General features: G+C 39.2%; 21 protein-coding genes. 12 read left to right on the plus strand and 9 right to left on the minus strand.

Going from position 1 to position 23,550, the window contains the following annotated elements; all coding sequences use genetic code 11:
- Positions 1-131: 131 nt before the first annotated feature.
- The 8 genes from IQ10_RS00005 to dnaA all read right to left on the minus strand — a co-directional run bounded on the left by IQ10_RS00005 (position 132) and on the right by dnaA (position 10,633).
- Positions 132-1,223, minus strand: a complete 1,092-nt coding sequence (locus IQ10_RS00005) for an HD-GYP domain-containing protein (protein WP_144448437.1) — start codon at positions 1,221-1,223, stop codon at positions 132-134.
- Positions 1,224-1,447: 224 nt separating this feature from the next.
- Positions 1,448-3,979, minus strand: coding sequence for a DNA gyrase subunit A (gene gyrA / locus IQ10_RS00010; protein WP_144448438.1), 2,532 nt, complete (start codon positions 3,977-3,979; stop codon positions 1,448-1,450).
- Positions 3,980-4,004: 25 nt separating this feature from the next.
- Positions 4,005-5,945, minus strand: a complete 1,941-nt coding sequence (gene gyrB, locus IQ10_RS00015) for a DNA topoisomerase (ATP-hydrolyzing) subunit B (protein ID WP_144448439.1) — start codon at positions 5,943-5,945, stop codon at positions 4,005-4,007.
- Positions 5,946-6,011: 66 nt separating this feature from the next.
- Positions 6,012-6,305 carry an extracellular matrix regulator RemB gene (gene remB, locus IQ10_RS00020; RefSeq protein ID WP_277877910.1) on the minus strand — a complete coding sequence of 98 codons (294 nt, stop codon included), beginning with the start codon at positions 6,303-6,305 and terminating at the stop codon, positions 6,012-6,014.
- Between the two features lie 8 nt (positions 6,306-6,313).
- Positions 6,314-7,426: a DNA replication/repair protein RecF gene (recF, locus tag IQ10_RS00025; RefSeq protein WP_144448441.1), complete on the minus strand. Its 1,113-nt coding sequence runs from the start codon at positions 7,424-7,426 to the stop codon at positions 6,314-6,316.
- A 12-nt stretch (positions 7,427-7,438) separates the two neighbouring features.
- Positions 7,439-7,660 carry a S4 domain-containing protein YaaA gene (gene yaaA, locus IQ10_RS00030; protein WP_144448442.1) on the minus strand — a complete coding sequence of 74 codons (222 nt, stop codon included), beginning with the start codon at positions 7,658-7,660 and terminating at the stop codon, positions 7,439-7,441.
- Between the two features lie 156 nt (positions 7,661-7,816).
- Positions 7,817-8,959 carry a DNA polymerase III subunit beta gene (dnaN, locus tag IQ10_RS00035; protein ID WP_144448443.1) on the minus strand — a complete coding sequence of 381 codons (1,143 nt, stop codon included), beginning with the start codon at positions 8,957-8,959 and terminating at the stop codon, positions 7,817-7,819.
- A gap of 318 nt (positions 8,960-9,277) precedes the next feature.
- A complete protein-coding gene (gene dnaA / locus IQ10_RS00040; RefSeq protein WP_144448444.1) occupies positions 9,278-10,633 on the minus strand; it encodes a chromosomal replication initiator protein DnaA in 1,356 nt (451 codons plus the stop codon).
- A gap of 739 nt (positions 10,634-11,372) precedes the next feature.
- Here dnaA and rpmH point away from each other — a divergent pair.
- From rpmH to IQ10_RS00100, 12 genes are all read left to right on the plus strand, one after another.
- Positions 11,373-11,510: a 50S ribosomal protein L34 gene (gene rpmH, locus IQ10_RS00045; protein ID WP_144448445.1), complete on the plus strand. Its 138-nt coding sequence runs from the start codon at positions 11,373-11,375 to the stop codon at positions 11,508-11,510.
- 125 nt (positions 11,511-11,635) lie between these two features.
- On the plus strand, positions 11,636-12,007 hold the full coding sequence (rnpA, locus tag IQ10_RS00050) for a ribonuclease P protein component (RefSeq protein ID WP_144448446.1): 372 nt from the start codon (positions 11,636-11,638) through the stop codon (positions 12,005-12,007).
- Positions 12,008-12,087: 80 nt separating this feature from the next.
- Positions 12,088-12,867, plus strand: a complete 780-nt coding sequence (spoIIIJ, locus tag IQ10_RS00055; RefSeq protein WP_242009647.1) for a YidC family membrane integrase SpoIIIJ — start codon at positions 12,088-12,090, stop codon at positions 12,865-12,867.
- Positions 12,864-13,517: an RNA-binding cell elongation regulator Jag/EloR gene (gene jag / locus IQ10_RS00060; protein ID WP_144448448.1), complete on the plus strand. Its 654-nt coding sequence runs from the start codon at positions 12,864-12,866 to the stop codon at positions 13,515-13,517. Before spoIIIJ ends, jag begins: the two co-directional genes overlap by 4 nt.
- Before the next feature lie 308 nt (positions 13,518-13,825).
- A complete protein-coding gene (mnmE, locus tag IQ10_RS00065) occupies positions 13,826-15,202 on the plus strand; it encodes a tRNA uridine-5-carboxymethylaminomethyl(34) synthesis GTPase MnmE (RefSeq protein ID WP_144448449.1) in 1,377 nt (458 codons plus the stop codon).
- Positions 15,203-15,238: 36 nt separating this feature from the next.
- Complete coding sequence (gene mnmG / locus IQ10_RS00070) at positions 15,239-17,125, plus strand: tRNA uridine-5-carboxymethylaminomethyl(34) synthesis enzyme MnmG (RefSeq protein ID WP_144448450.1); 1,887 nt, start codon at positions 15,239-15,241, stop codon at positions 17,123-17,125.
- Positions 17,126-17,144: 19 nt separating this feature from the next.
- Positions 17,145-17,858: a 16S rRNA (guanine(527)-N(7))-methyltransferase RsmG gene (gene rsmG / locus IQ10_RS00075; RefSeq protein ID WP_144448451.1), complete on the plus strand. Its 714-nt coding sequence runs from the start codon at positions 17,145-17,147 to the stop codon at positions 17,856-17,858.
- 165 nt (positions 17,859-18,023) lie between these two features.
- On the plus strand, positions 18,024-18,866 hold the full coding sequence (gene noc, locus IQ10_RS00080) for a nucleoid occlusion protein (RefSeq protein ID WP_144448452.1): 843 nt from the start codon (positions 18,024-18,026) through the stop codon (positions 18,864-18,866).
- A gap of 190 nt (positions 18,867-19,056) precedes the next feature.
- A complete protein-coding gene (locus tag IQ10_RS00085) occupies positions 19,057-19,830 on the plus strand; it encodes a ParA family protein (RefSeq protein ID WP_144448453.1) in 774 nt (257 codons plus the stop codon).
- Entirely contained in the window at positions 19,811-20,665 is an 855-nt protein-coding gene (locus tag IQ10_RS00090; protein ID WP_144448454.1) for a ParB/RepB/Spo0J family partition protein, read from the plus strand. The genes IQ10_RS00085 and IQ10_RS00090 overlap by 20 nt, the downstream gene beginning before the upstream one ends.
- Positions 20,666-20,963: 298 nt before the next feature.
- Positions 20,964-22,115 carry an aminotransferase class V-fold PLP-dependent enzyme gene (locus IQ10_RS00095; protein WP_144448455.1) on the plus strand — a complete coding sequence of 384 codons (1,152 nt, stop codon included), beginning with the start codon at positions 20,964-20,966 and terminating at the stop codon, positions 22,113-22,115.
- A gap of 19 nt (positions 22,116-22,134) precedes the next feature.
- Positions 22,135-22,836: a DUF554 domain-containing protein gene (locus tag IQ10_RS00100; protein ID WP_144448456.1), complete on the plus strand. Its 702-nt coding sequence runs from the start codon at positions 22,135-22,137 to the stop codon at positions 22,834-22,836.
- A gap of 34 nt (positions 22,837-22,870) precedes the next feature.
- Here the strand turns inward: IQ10_RS00100 and yyaC are convergent, their stop codons facing one another.
- Positions 22,871-23,527, minus strand: coding sequence for a spore protease YyaC (yyaC, locus tag IQ10_RS00105; protein ID WP_144448457.1), 657 nt, complete (start codon positions 23,525-23,527; stop codon positions 22,871-22,873).
- Between the last annotated feature and the right edge of the window lie 23 nt (positions 23,528-23,550).

Genomic DNA, 23,550 nt, shown 5'->3' on the forward strand with positions numbered 1-23,550 from the left:
GCGACTTTATTATTCTATCAAATCACCTTAACGAAGTCAACATCTTTTTTCAAGAATGTTTCTGTCGTCCGTGGCGACAAGAAATAATATAACATGCTTTCTATTATCAACGCAACCCTTTTTTAAAAAAATTATAGAATTTCTTCAATGTGAAGAGTTGGTTCTTGTTTTAGTTGAATAATATCACCTTTAGATATTAATTTAACCATCGGTCTCGTTGGTGTTTGTTGGTCAAAGAAAATAATTTCAGCCTCTTCACCCGACGTTAATCGTACTCGGCTACCAACAGACATTTGAATAAGACTTTGCATAAGTGCCTCAACCACTTTCAAATCAAACTTTCCGAATTGCTCTTTTGATATTTCCTCAAGCACTCGATAAGGAGAATGCTTTGCACGATAATAACGTTCAGATGTCATAGCATGATAAACATCAGCCACGGCAACAACTTGGCTAAACAAGTGGATTTTTTGAGCGTCTGCTCCCAGTGGATAACCACTTCCATCATAACGTTCATGATGTTGAAGAACTGCAATTAGGACAGAATCAGTAACACCTGTAACACCTTTTAACATCTTATAGCTATGTATTGGATGCTTCTTCACATCCTCGTATTCAGTTGCTGTTAGTGGTCCGTTCTTTTTTATGATAGTGGGCGATAATTTCGCCATACCCGCGTCTGCTAATGCACCACTGAAGCCAATTTGGTACCAATCACCCTTAGAATATTGTAGCTTTTTTCCAAGATAAGCCGATAAAATGCTGACATAGACAGAATGATGGAACAAATAATCTTCTTTATTACTATAGTGATGAAGATGTAATAGATCATTTGAATCCTGAACAATTCGCTCAAATAACGGAATGAAAATCTTGCGAACAGCAAACATTTCGATTGGATTGCCAGCTTGCCATGATTGGAAAAGCTTCTTATACTGTTTAACAGCCTCAAGATACTCATAAATAAATTCTGGCGTTTTAACTTCAGCTTCATCTTTCTCATTTTGTTCTTGCTCTTCTTCTATTATTTCAAATGGCTCGAATTTTTCTCCATTCGCTAAAATAGGTTTAACATCAACAGACTTGATAAGGAATGCTTGTAAAATAGCCAAGTGCTCTTCATTAAGGATTGTATTTTCTTTAATAATTGGAAAATCAGTTAAATTTTGCACATCTTCAGCTGTAATACACCCATTTTGAAGTTGCGTTGGTTTTACTTTCATCTACCATCCCTCTTTCTCTAATCTCCATATCAGCAATCTATTATTATTCATTATACGCTAGCCATTTAAGCAAATAAAGAACCCCCATCGAAATACTCAAAGGAAAGCTTCATATTTAAAAAACGTACCGCTAAAAATTATCTCTACCTATAAACGATAGAAGAAACTTATAAAATATGTAAAAAAGGAAGAGAAAGCAATTCCCTTCTCTTCCTAGCATCATTTTATTCTTCTTGTTCTTCTTCTTCTGGATCTAATTCAGGTTCTTGATCTGCAGTCTCATTCTCATTTACATCATCAACTTCTTCGTGCTCACCATCGACATCTTCTTCGTCTTCAATATCAACTCTCGCAACAGTAGCCACTTCTTCTCCTTCGTTCACACGAATAAGAGTAACCCCTTGGGTATTACGACCTGTCGTTGATATTCCTTCGACCTGGGTCCGAATAATGACACCACTCGCTGTAATAATCATAATATCATGCTCAGCTGACACGACTTTTAAGGAAACAAGTGGTCCATTCTTTTCCGTAATATTACATGTCTTAATCCCTTTACCACCACGATTTTGAATACGGTATTCTTCGATTGGCGTTCGCTTACCATATCCTTTTTCTGTGACAATTAAGACATCTTGACCTTCAACAATCATGTCCATCCCAACTACACAGTCATCTTCTGAGAGTGAAATCCCTTTTACCCCCGCTGCCGTTCTACCCATTAACCGAACATCGTTTTCATGGAAGCGAATAGACATACCTTGTTTCGTACCAATTATTAGCTCTTGGTTTCCATCCGTGAGACGAACACCATGAAGTTCATCCTCATCACGAAGAGTAATCGCAAATAATCCCCCACGACGAATGTTAGCAAACGAAGAAAGTTCTGTTCGTTTGGCCACCCCGTACTTCGTTAAGAAGAATAAATAAGCGTCATCTCTAAATTCCTCAATTGGAATGACCGTACTAATATATTCGCCAGGTTCAATTTGCAAAAGATTAATAATCGGAATACCTTTCGCTGTTCTTCCTAGATCAGGAATCTCATAGCCTTTCAATCGATAAACCTTTCCCTTATTTGTAAAGAAAAGAATCGTGTGATGAGAATTCGTTGTAAATAGATGTTGAACAAAGTCATTATCATTCGTTCCCATCCCTTGAATTCCCTTACCACCACGCTTTTGATTACGATAAGTAGAAATAGGTAGTCTCTTAATATAACCATGATGTGTAATCGTTATGGCAATATTTTGGCGAGGGATCAAATCCTCATCTTCAAGATGCTCCTCACTCATTGAGATTTCTGTACGACGTTGATCATTAAATTTCGCCTTAATCTCCGTTAGCTCTTCACGAATGATTTCAAGAACCTTCTCACCATCAGCTAAAATTGCCTTTAATTCGGCAATTCTCGCCATCAACTCATTATATTCATTTTCAATCTTATCGCGCTCTAAACCTGTCAGACGTTGCAAACGCATATCTAAAATAGCCTGTGCTTGCTCATAGCTAAGTTCAAAACGCTCCATTAAACCGTTTCGAGCTATTTCAGTCGTTTGTGAAGCACGAATTAGACTGATTACTTCATCCAAGTGATCAAGCGCGATTCGCAAACCTTCGAGAATATGAGCACGAGCCTCTGCCTTCCGAAGCTCAAAAGCCGTTCTACGACGAATCACTTCTACTTGATGATCAAGATAATGCTCAAGACATTCTTTCAATGTTAACACCTTTGGTTGACCACCAACGAGTGCTAATAAATTAATCCCGAAGCTCGATTGAAGGGCTGTTTGCTTATAGAGATTATTAAGAAGAACATTGGCATTCGCATCACGTCTTAACTCAATAACAATTCGCATACCCGTACGATCTGATTCATCACGTAAATCAGTAATTCCATCGATTTTCTTATCTCTAACTAACTCAGCAATCTTCTCAATTAATCTTGCTTTGTTCACTTGGTAAGGAAGCTCATTCACAAGAATACGTGTTTTTCCGTTGTGTTCTTCGATCGTAGTCTTCGCTCTAAGTGTAATAGAACCACGACCTGTTTGGTAAGCCTTACGAATACCAGAACGACCAAGTATTTCTGCACCAGTTGGAAAATCAGGACCTGGAATATATTCCATTAATTCTGGAATCGATATTTCAGGGTTTTGAGATAGCGCCAGAACACCATCAATAATTTCTCCTAATTGATGGGGAGGAATATTCGTGGCCATTCCAACCGCAATACCTGATGCCCCGTTTACAAGGAGATTCGGAAATCTTGCAGGAAGAACAATTGGCTCAGATTCAGATCCATCATAATTATCTTGATAATCAATAGTATCCTTGTTAATATCACGAACAAGCTCCATTGAAATTTTAGACATTTTCGCTTCGGTATAACGCATTGCTGCCGCTGCGTCTCCATCCACCGAACCAAAATTACCGTGTCCATCAATAAGCATATAGCGGAAACTAAAATCTTGTGCCATACGGACCATCGTTTCATAAACAGCTGAATCACCGTGCGGGTGATACTTCCCGATGACCTCTCCAACAATACGTGCGGACTTTTTATACGCTTTATCTGGCGTCATTCCTAATTCATTCATCGCATATAAAATACGACGGTGCACAGGCTTCAAGCCATCTCTCACATCAGGAAGAGCACGACTCACGATAACACTCATCGCATAGTCCATGAATGAAGATTGCATTTCTTGACTAATATTTATTTCTTTAACTCTAGATTGATCTTGCTCAGCCATTAATTATAAACCTCCATCTCCAAGCCTAGATATCAAGATTCTTAACATATTGCGCATTCTCTTGAATGAAATCACGGCGTGGCTCTACTCGGTCACCCATCAATATTTCAAATATTTCATCAGCCTTCATCGCATCTTCTAATGTCACTTGAAGAAGCGTTCGATACTCTGGATCCATTGTTGTTTCCCATAGTTGGGTTGGATTCATTTCACCAAGACCCTTATAGCGTTGAATACCTAACTTACTTCGATCAGCTATATCCTTTAATGCTTCTTCTAATTGTTTATCCGTATAGACATAGTTTACCTCACGCCCTTGCGTTAACTTATAGAGCGGCGGTTGCGCAATATACACATAACCACTCTCAATAAGAGGACGCATGTAACGGTAGAAGAATGTCAGAATAAGTGTCCGAATATGGGCACCATCGACATCCGCATCGGTCATAATGATAATTTTATGATAACGTGCTTTCGCGATATCAAAATCATCAGCAATACCTGTTCCGAGTGCGGTAATAATTGCTCGTATTTCATTATTAGCTAGAATCTTATCCAATCTAGCTTTTTCGACATTAATAATCTTGCCTCGTAATGGAAGGATAGCTTGGAAATGACGATCTCTTCCTTGCTTAGCTGATCCACCAGCGGAATCACCCTCAACAATATATACTTCACTGATGGATGCATCTTTCGATGAGCAATCAGCCAATTTACCTGGAAGTGAGCTTACTTCAAGCGCACTTTTTCTTCGTGTTAGCTCACGTGCTTTCTTAGCCGCCTCACGTGCACGAGAAGCCATTAAACCTTTATCGATAATCTTCCTAGCAACTTGAGGGTTTTCACTTAAGAAACGTGAAAAATATTCACTAAAAAGTGAATCTGTAATCGTTCTTGCTTCACTGTTTCCTAATTTCGTTTTCGTCTGCCCCTCAAATTGAGGATCAGGGATTTTTACAGAGATAATCGCAGTCAACCCTTCTCTGACATCTTCCCCCGTCAAATTAGGATCATTATCCTTAAACAAACCATTTTTTCTCGCATAGTCATTAATCACACGTGTTAAGCCGGTTTTGAAGCCAGACTCATGCGTACCGCCTTCATGCGTATTAATATTATTCGCAAATGAATAAATATTGCTAATATAGCTATCGTTATATTGAACAGCTACTTCTACAGTTAAGCCATCTTTTTCACCCTCAATATGAATAGGCTCTTCATGAAGCACCTCTTTTGTTCTGTTCAGATGCTCAACGAAAGAAGCAATACCTCCTTCATAATGGAATTTTGCTTCTTTGCCACCTTCACGCTTGTCGGTAATCATAATCGTTAACCCTTTATTTAAAAACGCCAATTCACGAAGGCGCTTTGCTAACGTGTCATAATCATACACCGTCGTTTCAGTGAAAATTTGAGGATCTGGCTTGAAGTGGATAATCGTTCCTGTCTTATCCGTTTCACCAATAACTTCTAAATCAGCATCAGGTGCACCAAAATGGTATTTCTGATAATGAATTTTTTGTTCACGGTGAACCTCAATTTCCAATATAGAAGAAAGAGCATTTACAACCGACGCTCCTACACCATGCAATCCACCTGAAACCTTATAACCGCCACCGCCAAACTTACCACCTGCGTGAAGGACTGTCATAATAACTTCTACAGCAGGACGACCCATTTTTTCATGAATCCCAACAGGAACACCGCGCCCGTTATCCTCAACTCTAATACTATTATCCTCTTCGATCGTTACTTGGATTGTATCGCAGTATCCAGCCATCGCTTCATCAATACTATTATCAACAATTTCCCAGACAAGATGATGTAATCCTCGCGCACTGGTTGATCCAATGTACATACCAGGACGTTTCCTTACAGCTTCTAACCCCTCTAAGACTTGAATTTGACTCTCATCATAGGACTGTTGTTCGGAATGTTGTTCATTCGTCACTTTGTTCACCTTCATTCTCATTTATCTATCATGACATTCATAAAATGCTTTTTCTATGATCAGCCTTAGCTTTCATTACTCTTAAAGATCGATATCCTCTTCTTTGTCTAATGACTGTTCTATTAATGATCTGCCTTGAGCCCGTCGATTTAGCGTTAAGGATGAAACAGGCGAATAGTAGATTTCATCATTCGTCACGACGATGGACTTAATGTAATCTGCAGAAATAACCTTCTTAGCCTTTCTCTTCTCCTCTGCTTTTAAAAAAAGATTGGTTACAGATGATAGCTCTTGCGCATCACGATTTAAAATCGTAATAATATCTTTTGAACGGATAATGACATCTCCACCTAAATGAATAAACAAATCGTTCACCGCCTGACCTATTTCTTCTTAATCGTTCCTTCTGTTACATCAAAAATAGCAGCGTGTTCAAGTGTTTTATGATCAATCCCTTCCACACTTGTCGTCGTCACAAACGTTTGAACTCGGTTTTGAATGGTATGAAGAAGATGTGATTGACGATAATCATCTAGCTCTGATAAAACATCGTCTAATAAGAGAATTGGATATTCCCCAATCTCTGAGTAAATTAATTCGATCTCAGCTAATTTAACAGCAAGTGCAGTCGTACGTTGCTGCCCTTGCGATCCATACGTTTGTACATCACGCCCATTGACAATAAAACCAAGGTCATCTCTTTGCGGGCCAAACAGTGTGACTCCGCGTTGGATTTCTCTAGCACGTTTCTTCGAATAAACTTGATAGAATTCATCCTTTATTTTCGACAAATCCATCTCTTCTAATACCTCAGCAGAAGGTAAATAGCGGATCTCAAGCTCTTCTTTCCCTCTGCTAATCTCATAATGAATCTCTCTCGCCCATTTTTGGAGCCGTTTGACAAACGCAAATCGTCGGCTCGTCACTTCTGCAGCTAACACAATTAGTTGGTCCGTCAAAATATCAAGCATATCAGACGAGCCCTTTCCCATTTGGAGATCTTTGAGAAGATGATTTCGTTGAATAAGCACTTTATGATAGAGCCCCAAATGATGTAAATAGACACGACTAATCTGACCGAGCTCCATATCTAAGAACCGTCTTCGAACTTGCGGACTTCCCTTAACAAGGTTCAAATCTTCAGGTGCAAACATGACAACATTTGCAGCGCCGACATATTCACTCAGCTTCTTCTGTTCTAGCCCGTTCACTTTCCCCTTCTTGCCTTTCACAGAAAGAATGAGCTCCATTTCAAGTTGACCCGAATTCTTAGTGAATTGACCTTGAATACGAGCAAACTCTTCTCCCCATCCAATAAGTTCCTTGTCTTTTGACGTACGATGAGATTTTGCCAAAGCAAGCACATAGATCGCTTCAAGGACATTCGTCTTCCCTTGCGCATTTTCTCCAAGAAAGACATTGACATAATGGTCAAACGACAATTCCGCCGTCTTGTAATTGCGGAATTGTCGCACGTTCAGCTGTTTTAAATACAAAAGGGATTCCCCCTAGTTCGCCACAATTTCATATTCGGTCCCATCCGCCGTCGTCAGAACATCGCCTGCTACAAGTTTCTTTCCTCTGCGATTTTCATCTTCTCCATTTACGTAAACGGTATGTTCAGCAAGATACCATTTAGCCATGCCACCTGTATCAATGATGCCAACTTCTTTTAATACTTGCCCTAGTGTTATGTAAGCTGTCGAAATGACGATTTGTTTCAATTCCATCACTCTTTCTTTTTAATCCCTTGCGTATCAAAGGGAAGACAGCAACTCACCTGTATGATTTGCTGTCTCCTCTTCTTACGTCATTTGATTATCCTACTATTCATTGTACTAAACGAGCGCTAACTAGCCAAGCCCTATTGTCACACCTCACTAAGATTAATACGTACGAACCGGTGAGAAAAGGTGCAAATAGTTGTCATGATCAACTGGACGAATGACAAATGGACTCATTGCACCAGTGAAAACAATATGAATTTCTTCACTATCGATAACTTTTAAGGCATCAATGACATTTTTACCATTAAAGGAAATTCTCATGTCCTCCCCTTGCATATCAACCGTATCAATATGTTCGGTTACCTTACCGACCTCAGGGGAAATCGAGGTAACTTCAATTCGACTATCTTCTAATGTTTTTAAGTTAATAACATTGTTCTTTCCTTCTCTCGAAAGAAGCAAAGCACGTTCAAGCGTGTGTAAGAAAGGTTTTGTTTTCAACTTAAAGGACGTTTTTGATTGAGTAGGAATCATACTTTTTGTCACGGGATATTTGCCTTCAAGCAACCGTGAAAAGAATAAAAGATTTTTCATTTTGAATAATATTTGATTTTCTGTCACGACAACATCAATCAAATCATTTGTATCTTCTATAATTTTACTCAATTCATTGAGGCTTTTTCCAGGAATGACAACATTAGAAAATGATAACGATTCATCATTCCTTTCAATCGTTGCCTTTCTCATTGCTAACCTATGGCTATCTGTTGCAGTACAGATTAATTCACCATCTTCGGATTCTAAGTTTACACCTGTTAACACCGGGCGTGTTTCCTGAGTGGACACTGCGAAAACAGTCTGACGGATCATATTTTTTAGCATGTCTTGCGGAAGACGGAACAATAAATTCTCTTCAAGCTCTGGTAAACGAGGATATTCCTCTGGATCAAGTCCATTGAGATTAAAGACAGAAGAACCAGAACGAATCGTCGTCGCGAACTGATCTTGGACTATTAATTCAATTTCTTGTCCAGGCAATTTTTTGACGATTTCGGCAAAAAAACGTGCTTGAAGAATAATACTGCCTGTTTCTTCAATCGTCACGACTTCTCTATCATCCTCTTCTTTGGGAATAAATGTTTCAATAGAAACATCAGAATCACTACCTGTTAGGGTAATACCTTCATGATCAGCAACAATTTTAATTCCTGTCAAAATAGGAACGGTTGTTCTTGAAGATACAGCTTTTGCTACATGCTGAACATCATGAACAAATCGGTCACGGTTAATTGAAAATCGCATTCGTCAAAACTCCTTAAATATTATTATTTATGTTTTAAAAATATAGTAGTAATAGTAATAGGGCTTGTGAATTTGTGGATAACTAAGGGAAAGAGTAAAAAGAGTAGCCTATCCACATGTGGGTAACGTGTTGATAGGCTTGTTCTTGTTATGCACAATGCACACAGGAGATATGAATAACTTTTTATAAAAAGAATTAAGAAAGTGTAAAATTCGATGATGTCTAGCGCAGCCCGCAGGTGGTTGACTAAAATCCGGGCTACACATTGACAAGTTTCAGCACTTGTTGCGTTTGACCAATGCACTTGCACTTTCTTATTAAGAGCTCCGTAGTTGATCCATAAGCTCTTGAATTTTTTCTTGAAATTCTTGATCATTAGCAAGCAAAGTAGAAATTTTTTCATGAGCATGGATAACGGTCGTGTGATCTCTTCCGCCAAACTCACTACCGATTTTTGGTAGTGAAGCATCAGTCAATTCTCTTGATAAATACATCGCAATTTGTCTAGGGAATGCGACTGATTTAGTTCGCTTCTTTGCTTTAAAGTCTTCGAGCTTCACATGATAATGTGCACCTATTAGCTTCTGAATATCAGTGATGGTTAAAACTTTTGGCTTTGAATTAGGGATAATATCCTTTAATGCTTCAGCTGCTAAATCAGCATTCATATCTTGGTTAATTAATGATGAATAAGCAACTACACGAATTAATGCCCCTTCTAACTCACGAATATTCGTATCTATTTGATTGGCAATATAGAGCATCACTTCATTTGGAATATCAAGGTTCTCAGCTTTAGCCTTCTTACGCAAAATCGCAATTCTAGTTTCCAAATCAGGTGGGGTAATATCTGTAATTAATCCCCACTCAAAACGTGAACGCAAACGATCTTCAAGCGTCGGAATTTCTTTTGGAGGACGATCACTTGAGATGACTATTTGCTTTGATTCCTCATGAAGCGCATTGAATGTATGGAAAAATTCCTCTTGGGTTTGTTCTTTCCCAGCCAAAAATTGAATATCATCAATAAGAAGTACATCAACATTTCGGTATTTATTACGAAAATGAACGGCTTTATTATCGCGTATAGCATTAATAAATTCATTCGTAAATTTTTCGGAAGACAAATAAACGACTTTGGCATTAGGGTTATGATCAATGACATAATGTCCAATTGCATGCATTAAGTGCGTCTTCCCTAATCCAACACCACCATAAATAAAAAGTGGATTATAAGCTTTAGCGGGTGCTTCGGCAACGGCTAAAGAGGCAGCATGCGCAAATCGATTTCCTGATCCAATAACAAATGTATCAAATGTGTATTTATCATTTAACATTGTTTTTGTTACTTGATTAGTTTGTCCACCTTCTTGTTCCAATCGCTTTTTTGGAAGTGGTTCTGGAATAATATCTTCTTCCATTTCATGTTGAGGTATCACAAACTTCGGCTTTAGTCGCGTACCGGTTAACTGTTCAATTGTGTCAGATGTTAACTCAGCATAATGATCTTCAAGCCAATCACGGGCAAATTCATTTGGTGCTGTAATAATGATGACATCATTTTGTATATCGTTGGCCTTAGTGGCTTTTAACCATGTCTCAAAACTAGGCTTACTTACTTTTTTCTCGATTTCAGCAAGCGCCTGGCTCCATAAATCATGAATGTTCTCCAAAAGTTTCGCCTCCTTTTTTAAAAGATTATAAGAAAGTATACGTTTATTTGGTTGATTTACAGCGCATTAGGCTAGGATGCAAATCTTTTTTTCTTTTCAATACCAAATAGGCATCCAAAACACGACAAAGGTCAGAACAGAGTGCTTCCACTAAATGTAGCAAGCGGAAGTAATAATAAAAAATATCATGTAAAACCTTTGTATACCCCCTCGGATGCTTACGTATAAATATACATATACACATAGGTTGTGCAGAAAATATAATATAGTAGAAAAACGTCAAATAAGCAATTCTAAACAAGCTGTGGAGAAATAAACGCACAACAGTCTGCGGGATGTCCACAATGTTACCCACAGACTGTGGACAAAGTAATGTGTATTTTACTTGTCCACGAGTGAAAACAATTTAATCATAGCAAAAAAAGACTTGAGTCGCAACGGTTTGTTGTATTTATCCACACGACACATTATCTTGTGTCTAGATTTTATCCACAACACAAGATATGTGAACAAGTTGTCGATAAAGCTGGGGAAGAGTCGAAAAGTGTCAAGTATTAATTATCCACAGGTGAAAAAGAATAAAAAAGGGAGATCGTTAAATGGTTGTTAAAAGATAAAGAGGGGAAAATTTAAGGGTGATAGAAACTCTTTAAAAAGGTTTCTTGACAACTGCCCCTTATGTTCCTTATAATTTACAAGAATGTCTTTCGAATAGTATATCCTCAGGGAGGTGTAATAAATGGGAAAACCAACATTCCAACCGAATAATCGTAAACGTAAAAAGAAACACGGTTTCCGTGCACGTATGAGCACTAAAAACGGCCGTCAAGTATTAGCTCGTCGTCGCCGCAAAGGAAGAAAAGTATTATCTGCATAGGCCACTGAATGTCAGTGGTCTTTTTCTTCTATAAATGATGAAAAAGTATAAATTATAAAAGGATAGAAGAGAAAAGAGTAAAAAGAAGCACTGGATCGTAATTGGCTTGTTAGGGAGTGTAGATGTTGAAAAAAGAGCAACGGATAAAAAAGAATGAAGAATTTTCAAGAGTGTTTAAGCAAGGTCATTCCGTTGCGAATCGACAGTTCGTTCTTTATGTATTGCCAAAAGAGGGACAAGTAGCTTTTCGACTTGGGTTATCTGTAAGTAAAAAAGTAGGAAATGCTGTGACAAGGAATCGGATAAAACGTTACATTCGCGAAGTGTTCCAGTCCCAAAAAGATCTACTTGCAGCAAATGTCGACTACGTGGTGATTGCGAGAAAGCCAGCTAGTGACATGAGTTTATTAGAAGTAGAGCAAAGCTTGCTTCATGTGATGAGGAAAGCTCGTATATTGAATAAAAAAGCACAATTTAGTAAGAAGAAGCAAGGCTAAATGAGTAGAAGAAGGTCTGTCCTTTCTGGATAGAGCTTTCATATATATATGAGATGAAAGAGGGACAAGGAGGAGAACGTGTGCTCAGAAAATTTGGCTTAGCTGCCATGATGGTGGGGCTTCTTGTTGTCATGACAGGTTGTTTTAACATTGAGGCACCGATCAATGAAAATAGTGAAGGTTTTTGGGATGCCTATCTCGTTTACCCGTTATCGTGGGTAATTATTTATTTTGCAGATCTATTTAATGATAATTTTGGTTTGTCGATCGTTGTTGTTACGATTCTACTTCGTATTTTAATCTTACCTTTAATGATTAAACAGACGAAGAGTGCCAAAGCGATGCAAGCGATCCAACCAGAAATGCAAAAGCTTCGTGAAAAGTATAGTGCGAAGGATCAGAAGACACAGCAGAAGCTTCAACAGGAAATGATGGCGATGTTCCAAGAAAAAGGTGTGAATCCTTTAGCGGGTTGTTTGCCGTTAGTTATTCAAATGCCAATTCTTTTAGCGTTTTATCATGCCATTATGAGAACAGAGGAAATTGGAGGGCATGACTTCTTATGGTTTGCACTAGATGCACCTGACCCGATCTTCTTACTTCCTATTATAGCTGGTATTACAACGTTCATTCAGCAGAAGATGATGATGGTAACAGATAATCCTCAAATGAAGATTTTACTGTACATGATGCCAATTATGATCTTTGCTTTTGCAATCTTTTTCCCAGCAGCTCTTACGCTTTACTGGGTAGTCGGTAATATCTTTATGATTGTGCAGACTTATTTCATTACAGGACCGAATGTCGGAAAAGAGACAACGACTGAGGTTGGTGCTAATAAGGGAGGCAAAAAGAAGTGACTCATTTGACCGTGTCAGGAAAAACGATTGACGAGGCAGTTGCAAAAGCAGTCAACGAATTACAAACAACAAAAGAAAGACTTTCCTATCGTGTTGTTCAGGAGCCCCAAAAAGGGTTCCTAGGTATTCTTGGTTCAAAGCCTGCAATGATTGAAGCTCATGTTTTACCTGATCCAGTTGAATTAGCTTACAACTTTTTGAATGAAATGGTTTCGTTAATGGGGATTCATGCGACCATTACGAAAAAAGAACAACGTCAGCATACTCTCTTTGATTTTTCTAGTGAACAAGAATTAGGTCGTCTAATTGGTAAAAGAGGACAAACGCTTGAGTCTCTTGAATATTTGACGAATCTTATTGCTAATCGTCAAGACGGAGCGTACACGCGAATTGAGCTTGATGCTGAAAATTATCGTGAACGCAGGAAGCAAACGTTAGAACAATTAGCTTTGCGAGTTGCTGATAAAGTAAGCAAGACGCGAGAACCTGTTCCTTTAGAGCCGATGAATGCACTTGAGCGTAAAATTATTCATACGGCCCTCCAACACATCTCTGGAGTAGAGACAGTGTCTGAAGGGAAGGGAGCAAAACGACATATCATCGTAATGCCACATCCCGCTTCTGAAAAATCCTCTATCAACATAAGATAGAGGATTTTGTTTGTATGGAAACTTGATTAAGGTTACTTACGTCCATATAACAATAAAATTTCGCTAAGTTCACTCACGTCGTGTTCGTAACACCAAGTACCTACATCCTGTAGTAAATTTGGTTGAGTTGCTTCATGGTATTTCGACTGCTGCTATGCTATTCTTATCTTTTAGGGATAAGAGTGATTTTTCATTTATATAGAAAATAAATATCGTCGATACTAGAATAACTACTTATTAAAATAAAGTGTTTTCATGAATGTATTCACATGGAAATTGGTTAGAAATAGATAGGGAGGTGAATGGACATGGAATTTGATACAATAGCAGCGATATCCACAGCACTTGGTGAAGGGGCAATTGGGATTGTTCGCCTTAGTGGGGATGATGCGATAGCGATTGCTGATAGATTTTATCAAGGGAAGAGTCCTCTTTCTGAGGTGCTATCTCATACGATTGTGTATGGTTATATTGTTGATCCAGCCACCAATGAGCGAGTTGAGGAAGCGATGGTTTCGGTTATGCGTGAGCCAAAGACGTTTACTCGTGAACACGTTGTTGAAATTAACTGTCACGGTGGAGTCGTATCAGTAAATCGCGTACTTGGACTTGCTTTGAAATATGGAGCGCGTCTTGCAGAGCCTGGGGAGTTCACAAAGAGAGCGTTTCTTAATGGAAGAATAGATCTTTCTCAAGCTGAAGGAGTCATGGATTTAATTCGCGCCAAAACGGATCGGGCGATGAATGTTGCCCTAAATCAAGTAGAAGGAAAGCTATCAAAAAGAGTGGGGATTTTGCGTCAAGCCCTGCTTGAGACAGTCGCTCATGTAGAGGTGAATATTGATTATCCTGAATATGACGCAGAAACGATGACACATGAGCTTTTGCGAGAAAAAGCAGGGTTCGTCATTGGTGAAATTGATAAGTTACTTTCTACTGCTTCTCAAGGGAAAATTTTACGTGAGGGCCTCTCAACCGTCATTATTGGACGTCCGAATGTTGGGAAATCATCGCTACTTAACAGCCTTGTCCATGAAAATAAAGCGATTGTGACAGATGTTCCTGGAACGACACGTGATGTGATTGAGGAGTATGTCAATGTTCGTGGTGTTCCGTTAAGATTAGTTGATACAGCTGGAATTCGAGAAACAGAGGATATTGTCGAAAGAATTGGTGTTGAACGATCAAGGCAAGTATTGAAAGAAGCCGATTTGATTTTACTTGTACTCAATTACGGAGAGGAACTTTCTCCTGAGGACGAGGCATTATTCGAAGCTGTCGAGAATATGAACGTGATTGTGATCGTTAATAAAACCGATATTGAACAAAAAATCGACTTAGAGCGTGTGAAGCAACTAGCTGATAAACGACCTTTAGTAACAACGTCTCTTCTTCGTGATGAAGGAGTTGAGCAGTTAGAGCAAGCCATCTCTGAACTGTTCTTTGAAGGGGAACTTGAAGGTGCGGATGTCACGTATGTTTCTAATACTCGTCATATCGCCTTACTTGAACAAGCAAAAGCCACCATTCAAGATGCAGTGGCTGCAATTGATATGGATGTGCCGATTGATCTTGTTCAGATTGATATCACTAGGACATGGGAATTACTTGGCGAAATTATTGGAGAAAGTATTCAGGAGAGCTTGATTGATCAATTATTTGCACAGTTTTGTCTCGGTAAATAAATAGATAGAACATAAATAAATAAGGAGGTTATGAACATGAGTTATCATGGTGGTGATTTTGATGTCATTATCGTTGGTGCTGGTCATGCAGGTGTAGAAGCAGGTCTTGCAGCTGCTCGTATGGGTGCAAAAACGTTAATGCTGACATTAAATTTAGATGCTGTTGCCTTTATGCCATGTAATCCTTCTGTAGGTGGTCCTGCAAAGGGAATTGTCGTTCGTGAAATTGATGCGCTTGGTGGAGAAATGGGGCGCAATATTGATAAAACGCATATTCAAATGCGCATGTTAAATACAGGAAAGGGGCCTGCTGTACGGGCACTGCGCGCGCAAGCAGATAAATTCCATTATCAGCATGAAATGAAGAAAACGATTGAAGAACAAGAAAATTTGTTACTTCGTCAAGGCATGGTTGAACGCCTGCTTATCGAGGACGGCGTTTGTACAGGGGTAGAAACCAATACAGGTGCAACTTATCGTGCAAAGGCTGTCGTTATTACAACGGGAACTTATTTAAGAGGAAAGATCATTATCGGTGAGTTAGCGTATGAAAGTGGTCCAAATAACATGCAGCCATCTGTACAGTTATCTTACCATCTTCAAGAATTAGGATTTGACATGGTCCGTTTCAAGACTGGAACACCTCCTCGTGTGAATGGAAGCACGATTGATTATTCACAAACTGAAATTCAGCCAGGGGATGACAAGCCACGTGCTTTTTCATATGAGACAACAAAGTATATTACTGATCAACTACCTTGTTGGTTAACATATACAGCAGAAGAAACGCACCAAATTATTAACAACAACTTGGGTCGTTCTCCGATGTACTCTGGTATGATTGAAGGGACAGGACCGCGTTATTGTCCATCCATTGAGGATAAAATTGTTCGCTTTAATGATAAACCACGTCATCAAATTTTTCTTGAGCCAGAGGGAAGAAATACGTCTGAGGTCTATGTGCAGGGTTTATCAACAAGCTTACCTGAAGACGTGCAGTTAGATATTTTAAAGTCGATTCCAGGCTTGCAAAATGTTCGTATGATGCGTCCTGGATATGCGATTGAGTATGATGCGATTGTTCCAACACAGCTTTGGCCAACACTTGAAACAAAAAAAGTCCCAGGACTTTTTACAGCAGGTCAAATTAATGGAACATCAGGTTATGAAGAAGCAGCAGGTCAAGGCATTATGGCTGGTATTAATGCTGCACTTAAAGCTCAAGGAAAAGAAGGTTTAATTCTTGATCGCTCAGAAGCATACATCGGTGTTTTAATTGATGATCTAGTCACAAAAGGGACAAACGAGCCATATCGTTTATTAACATCACGTGCTGAGTACCGTCTTCTTTTGCGTCATGACAATGCGGACTTACGTTTAACAGAGGTGGGTCACCGAATTGGTCTTATCAAAGAAGATCGCTACATGCGTTTCCTTCGTAAAAAAGAACTCATTGCACAGGAGAAGAAGCGTCTTGAAGGCATTATTATCAAACCATCTGAACCGTTAGCACAACTGTTAGTTGAAGCTGGATCTGCACCTTTACAAGAGGCTGTGCGAGCAACAATGCTATTGAAGCGCCCAGAATTAACGTATAACGATGTTGCTAAGGTTATTGAAGCACCTGTCGAAGAGTTGAATGAAGACATCACTGAACAAGTTGAAATTCAAGTGAAGTATGAAGGGTATATCGAAAAGCAGCTGCAACAAGTAGAACGCTCGAAGAAAATGGAAAATAAAAAGATTCCTGAAGATCTTGATTACTTTGCGATTAATGGTTTGGCAACTGAAGCAAAGCAGAAGTTAAATCAAGTTCGTCCACTATCAGTCGGTCAAGCTTCGCGTGTATCAGGAGTAAACCCAGCGGATATTTCGATCCTCTTAGTCTATTTAGAGCAGGGAAGACTAGCGAAAATCCAATAAGAAAAAATGGAGAGTGGGCATGAGTAAAAAACAATTTATCCCTCTTTTGAAAGAAAGAGGGATAACCCTTACCGAAAAACAAGAACAACAATTTGATACGTATTACCGTATTCTTGTTGAATGGAATGAAAAAATGAACCTTACAGCGATCACAGACGAAGATGAGGTTTATTTAAAGCATTTTTATGATTCGCTTTCAGCTAGCTTTTATTATGATTTTCAGCCTGGCCAACGTTTAATTGATGTGGGAGCAGGCGCTGGATTTCCAAGTATTCCATTGAAAATCTTATTTCCTGAGCTGCATGTTAGTATTGTTGATTCGTTAAATAAACGAATCACTTTTCTTGAGCATCTTGCTACAGAGCTTGGGTTGGAGGGTGTTTCATTTTATCATGATCGAGCCGAAACATTCGGTCAAAATGTGCAGCATCGTCAGCAGTATGACATTGTAACGGCACGTGCTGTTGCAAGGATGTCCGTTTTAGCAGAGTTATGTTTGCCATTAGCAAAGATAAATGGTGACTTTATTGCAATGAAGGGCGCAGGAACATCAGATGAATTAAATGATGCCCAAAAGGCGATTGCATTGCTTGGTGGATCGATTATTTTAGATGAAGCGTTTACGTTACCAATCGAAAAAAGTGAACGTCACATCGTTCATATTCGCAAAGTAAAAGCAACACCGAAAAAATACCCAAGAAAACCAGGAACACCGAATAAGACCCCGTTATAGTCATGTTTCACGTGGAACATGACTTGCTTTTTGGCTCAGTTGGGAAATATTTTACTTGACGGTGTTTGATACACGGGATATAAAAGAACTAGGAATATAAGCAGGATCAAAACAACGGATGTCGAATCTAGAAAGACGGTTACTATCAGAAGGTGGTGTCAGGCGATGAAGCAACCGTTTTCACGCCTTTTTGGCTTTGGTGATAAGCAAGCAGAGGTTGAAGTGAGCGGAAACGAAGAAGTGAAACAAATTGCATTGAAAGATATAGTACCAAATCGATTTCAGCCGCGGACGGTATTTGATCAAGAACGAATAGATGAATTGGCTCAAACCATTCGTACACACGGAGTCATTCAGCCAATTGTTGTCCGAGAGCGTGAAGGCAAGTTTGAAATCATTGCGGGTGAGAGAAGGTGGCGCGCAGTCACGTCACTCGGCTGGGAAACCATTCCTGCACTTGTGAAGGAATTTAATGATTCGCAAACTGCTTCCATTGCCTTGATTGAAAACCTTCAACGAGAGGGGCTAACAGCCATTGAAGAGGCTGCTGCTTACGCAAAGCTCATTGAAATTCATGGATTAACACAGGAAAGTTTAGCTCAACGATTAGGGAAAGGACAATCCACGGTTGCGAACAAGCTACGTCTTTTACATTTACCTTCAAATGTTCAACATGCGATTTTGGAACGTCAAATATCAGAACGCCATGCACGGGCTTTATTAGCACTTAAGGATAAGGACCTTCAAACAAAGTTACTTGAAGAAATTATTGAAAAACATTTAAATGTGAAGCAAACGGAAGAGCGAATCAAGCAAATTCTTGAAGGACAGCCCCAGAATCAAAAGAAAAAACCAATCCAAAAATCATATTCTAAAGATATGCGTATTGCGATGAATACGATTCGTCAATCTGTAGATATGGTTTTAAAGAGCGGATTACATGTTGATACAGATGAAGAAGAGCATGAAGAATTTTATCAGTTTACAATTCGAATTCCGAAAAAATAACCTACTAGTTGTTTAGGTTATTTTTTTTTTGGTTTGAAACAACTGACAGAAGCAGTAAATGAACGCATTTATCATTCGTTTTTTATAGGACAAATTATTTTCTTTCTCACATAACTTTCTAAAAACGAATGACAAAATTTGTGATAGAATAAAAGGGAAATTGTAGTTTGGACGGAAAGTAGGTGACAGCGTGGCAAAAATCATTGCTGTAGCAAATCAGAAAGGCGGCGTCGGGAAAACGACGACGGCTGTTAATCTAAGTGCTTGTTTAGCACATATCGGGAAAAAAGTTTTACTTGTTGATATTGACCCACAAGGGAATGCAACAAGTGGAGTTGGTGTGGAAAAAGGCGATGTTGATGAATGTATTTATGACATTCTTGTCGAGGATGTTGAAGCCACGCAAGTTATTAGGTCAACTTCAGTTGAACGTTTAGATGTTTTGCCTTCAACCATACAGTTATCTGGAGCAGAGATTGAGCTTGTTCCAACGATTTCTCGTGAAGTTCGTTTGAAGAGAGCTCTGGACAGTGTTTCAGCGAATTATGACTTTATTTTTATTGATTGCCCACCGTCACTAGGATTATTAACGATTAATGCACTAACAGCTTCAGATTCAGTCCTAATTCCAGTACAGTGCGAGTATTATGCACTTGAAGGATTAAGTCAGCTATTAAATACAGTACGTCTTGTCCAAAAACATTTAAACACAGATCTTGAAATTGAAGGCGTGTTACTTACAATGCTTGATGCACGTACAAACCTAGGCATTCAAGTAATTGAGGAAGTGAAAAAGTATTTCCGTGAGAAGGTATTTAATACGATTATTCCTCGGAATGTTCGGTTAGGCGAAGCACCGAGCCACGGTAAACCTATTATTATTTATGATGCCAAATCCCGTGGGGCAGAAGTATATGTAGATTTAGCAAAGGAAGTGGTGGAGAGTGTCGAAAGGGTTAGGTAAAGGATTACAGGCGTTTTTCCCTGACCAATTAGATGATAAGGAAGATAAGGTGGAGCAAGTTTCGATTAAAGATTTACGTTCTAATCCTTATCAACCACGTAAATCATTCTCTGAAGAAGCCATTGCTGAGCTTGCTGATTCTATTTCCGAGCATGGTATTCTTCAGCCAATTATGGCTAGAAAAAGTATAAAAGGCTACGAAATTGTCGTAGGGGAACGTCGTTTTCGGGCGGCAAAAAAGGCTGGGCTGAAAAAAGTACCAGTTGTTTTAAGAGATTTTGATGAACAGAAAATGATGGAGTTAGCCTTAATAGAAAATATACAACGCGAAGACTTAAATCCAATTGAAGAAGCAATAGCATATGAAAAGTTAATGGAGCATCTCTCTTTGACACAAGAGCAGCTAGCTAAGCGAGTTGGGAAGAGTCGACCGCACATTGCGAATCATTTGCGCTTATTACAGCTTCCTGCTGTTGTGCAGCAATTTATATCTGATGGCAAGCTTTCAATGGGGCATGGTCGAGCTTTACTTGGTTTAAAAGATAAACAAAAACTATCAACGCTTCTTGAGAAAGTGTTGCAAGAAAAACTCAGCGTGCGTGAAGTTGAGGCATTAGTAAACCAATTAAATGAGCATGTTCCACGTGAAACAAAACGTAAAAAAGTTCATTTATCGCCTTTTTTACAAACGAGACAAGACGCGCTTCGAACACGACTTGGAACGTCTGTTGCGATTAAACCAGGCAAGCGAAAAGGAAAAATTGAGATCGACTATTTCTCAGAAGAAGATTTAGAACGAATTGTTCAATTGCTTAACTCAGATGAAACAAATTAAAATGAAGAAGGCTGGCTCAAAAACGATGTTCTGACCTATATAGATGATATTGTTCAGTGAAACAGCAGTATCATCTATTGTTATACTAGGGCAGACATGTTGAGCCAGTTTTTTTTAGAATAAAATTTGATGATGTCTAGCTGCTCGAGGTTGCTTTCGTTTAAAAACAGTTATCTAAAAATGGAAATTTATTGGTAGTCTTCTGGCGCTTGCACTCTTTTAGGTGTTAGCCTCTGCCAGTTTATATTAAGTGAACAGAAGGAATAGATAAAATTTTTCTAGAGAGGAAGGAAGATTCATGATCTATTTTGACCATGCAGCATCCTCGTTCCCAAAGCCTAAAGCAGTGGGAGAGGCAATGATTGAAGCGGTCAATAGCTACGGTGCTAACCCTGGGCGAGGTGGTCATGCTTTAGCTGAACGTGCTCGGACTGTTGTGGAAGAAACAAGGAAGAAAATTGCAGAAGTATTTGGTGCCCCTGGTAGTAAGCATGTTTGGTTTTATCAAAATGCGACAATGGCATTGAATCAAGCACTCCTCGGCTTTCCATTTGAAACAAACGACCATGTTGTGACGACGATGGTTGAACACAATTCAATTTTACGTCCGCTTGAGAAGCTTAGAGAAGAAAAAGGAATAAGGATCACTTATGTGCAACCGAATAAAGAAGGAGTCATGACTGCAGAATCATTTGAGGCTGCTTGCACAGAGAAAACGAGAATGTTTGCTGTTACACATGCTTCTAATGTAACAGGTGTAGTTGCCCCAATTCGTGAGCTTACGCAGATTGCCAAACAGAAAGGTATTGTCGTTTTGCTTGATGCCTCGCAAACGGCAGGCACACTTCCTATTCATATGGAGACAGATGGAATTGATCTACTTGCTTTTGCTGGACATAAATCATTACTTGGACCACAGGGAACGGGTGTGTTAATTAGTCAAAATGATTATCAACTCATTCCTTTACTTGTTGGAGGAACTGGTAGCTATTCAGAATTACCTCATCAACCAACTGTTTGGCCCGATCGATATGAAGCAGGAACATTAAATACACCAGGGATTGCTGGACTTTCTGCTGGAATAGATGAAGTCGTAGCAATGGGAGTAGAAACGATTTATACACATGAACAACAATTGATGACATTGTTTCTTGAGGAAGTAAAATCGATTGAAGGATTAACTTGCTACGGACCAAAAGATCTTTCAAAAAGAGTTGCTGTTGTGCCATTTCAATTATCGGGAATTGGGAGTCATGAGCTTGCGATTATTTTGGATGAGCATTATCAAATTGCTGTGCGAGCAGGTCTTCATTGTGCACCGAAAACGCATCAATCTTTAAATACGAGTGATACAGGTCTTGTTCGAGTGAGCTTCGGGCCTTTTAATACAACTGAAGAAGTGAAGAGTCTTGTACAAGCCTTGAAGGAGATTCAGCAAGCATTTGAATAAGTAAGGGAGATAAAAGAGAATGGTCTTAACGGGGATGCTTGTTAATGGTTTAGCGATTGTGATCGCTTCAATCATTGGTTTGCTAGTACGAAATATACCCGAGCAAATGAAAACGACGATTATGCAAGGCATTGCTCTTGCTGTCATCGTTCTTGGGATTGGAATGGGTCTCAAAAGCGAGCAATTCCTTATTGTAATCGGTAGTCTTGTCATTGGTGGGATCATTGGCGAAAAAATCGATATTGAAGGTAGATTGAACCGCTTAGGAGCTTGGATTGAAACGAAAGTTGGGTCAAATGAAGATGGAGCGATTGCGAAAGCTTTTGTCACAACCACATTAATTTATGTTGTTGGGGCAATGGCTGTACTTGGTGCACTCGATAGTGGATTGCGTGGCGATCACTCTATTTTATATACAAAAGCGATGCTTGATGGATTTTCAGCGATTATTTTTACGTCGACATTAGGGATTGGAGTGATCTTCTCAGCTATCCCTGTCATTCTCTATCAAGGTAGTATTGCTTTACTTGCTACACAAATTAATCAATACGTACCAGCAGCAATTATGGAAGCTTTTATTGTTGAAATGACAGCAACGGGCGGTGTGTTGATTATCGCCATTGGTTTAAATATTTTAGGACTTCTTCATATTCGTGTTGCAAATCTACTACCTAGTATAGTGGTCGTAGCAGTCATAGTCATAGCTGCTTATCTCATATAACCGATTACAACTAAAAGAAACGCATATGTTTAGGTTACATAGGCGTTTCTTTTTTTGATTGGGCAAGGATTTGTGGCGATTTTGACCTAAGAGAATGAAAAAGAGAAGGTGATGTTATTTTCTCAGGGAGACATTCATCTGCTTTAGTGATAGAGGAGGCAATGGTTTTTGCCATTTGCATAACCGTATAGAGACGTGTGTTTTGTAAGACAAAGTATTCCATCATTCCTCCAATGTTCACGATACCTGTTATGTGAATATCACCAATAGCAGGTAGCTTTTTCTGTACAGCAGCACCTGGCATAACAGGGCCTTCTGCTAATGATATCTTGCCGACACTCGCTAACCGACCGAGACAAGCATCAATAGCGAGAATGAAGGAACGTGGATGATTGGTTCTAATTGTATCTAGACGTTCTTCTAGATTAACGGCATGGACAGGATTTTCTAATGTTCCATAGACATGAAAGCGGCGCAAGTGCTGTTGTTCGAGCAGGGTTCCCGTTAAAGGTCCTAGCGCATCACCAGTAGAACGGTCAGTCCCAATGCATACGATCACAAGGTCACGTCTGACATACGCTTCAGTCATGGACTTCAATTGTGCAGCTAACTGGTCAACTGCCTCATCTTCATCCATATGAACACGAAGGGGAGTTTGTTTTTTTCCAAATAGACGATGGTTTGTACTCATATCATCGCCTCCTTTACCATAGT

The organism is Halalkalibacter nanhaiisediminis, from assembly GCF_007830185.1.
Taxonomy (GTDB): Bacteria; Bacillota; Bacilli; order Bacillales; family Bacillaceae_D; genus Halalkalibacter; species Halalkalibacter nanhaiisediminis.

What these genes read in the sequence shown, in the direction of transcription:
- rsmG (WP_144448451.1), top strand. Translation starts at nt 17,145, where the DNA reads ATGAGTAAAAAACAATTTATCCCTCTTTTGAAAGAAAGAGGGATAACC.
- dnaN (WP_144448443.1), bottom strand. Translation starts at nt 8,959, where the DNA reads ATGCGATTTTCAATTAACCGTGACCGATTTGTTCATGATGTTCAGCAT.
- mnmG (WP_144448450.1), top strand. Translation starts at nt 15,239, where the DNA reads ATGAGTTATCATGGTGGTGATTTTGATGTCATTATCGTTGGTGCTGGT.
- noc (WP_144448452.1), top strand. Translation starts at nt 18,024, where the DNA reads ATGAAGCAACCGTTTTCACGCCTTTTTGGCTTTGGTGATAAGCAAGCA.
- gyrA (WP_144448438.1), bottom strand. Translation starts at nt 3,979, where the DNA reads ATGGCTGAGCAAGATCAATCTAGAGTTAAAGAAATAAATATTAGTCAA.
- yaaA (WP_144448442.1), bottom strand. Translation starts at nt 7,660, where the DNA reads ATGGAATTGAAACAAATCGTCATTTCGACAGCTTACATAACACTAGGG.
- IQ10_RS00005 (WP_144448437.1), bottom strand. Translation starts at nt 1,223, where the DNA reads ATGAAAGTAAAACCAACGCAACTTCAAAATGGGTGTATTACAGCTGAA.
- mnmE (WP_144448449.1), top strand. Translation starts at nt 13,826, where the DNA reads ATGGAATTTGATACAATAGCAGCGATATCCACAGCACTTGGTGAAGGG.
- yyaC (WP_144448457.1), bottom strand. Translation starts at nt 23,527, where the DNA reads ATGAGTACAAACCATCGTCTATTTGGAAAAAAACAAACTCCCCTTCGT.
- gyrB (WP_144448439.1), bottom strand. Translation starts at nt 5,945, where the DNA reads ATGAAGGTGAACAAAGTGACGAATGAACAACATTCCGAACAACAGTCC.
- IQ10_RS00095 (WP_144448455.1), top strand. Translation starts at nt 20,964, where the DNA reads ATGATCTATTTTGACCATGCAGCATCCTCGTTCCCAAAGCCTAAAGCA.
- IQ10_RS00100 (WP_144448456.1), top strand. Translation starts at nt 22,135, where the DNA reads ATGGTCTTAACGGGGATGCTTGTTAATGGTTTAGCGATTGTGATCGCT.
- rpmH (WP_144448445.1), top strand. Translation starts at nt 11,373, where the DNA reads ATGGGAAAACCAACATTCCAACCGAATAATCGTAAACGTAAAAAGAAA.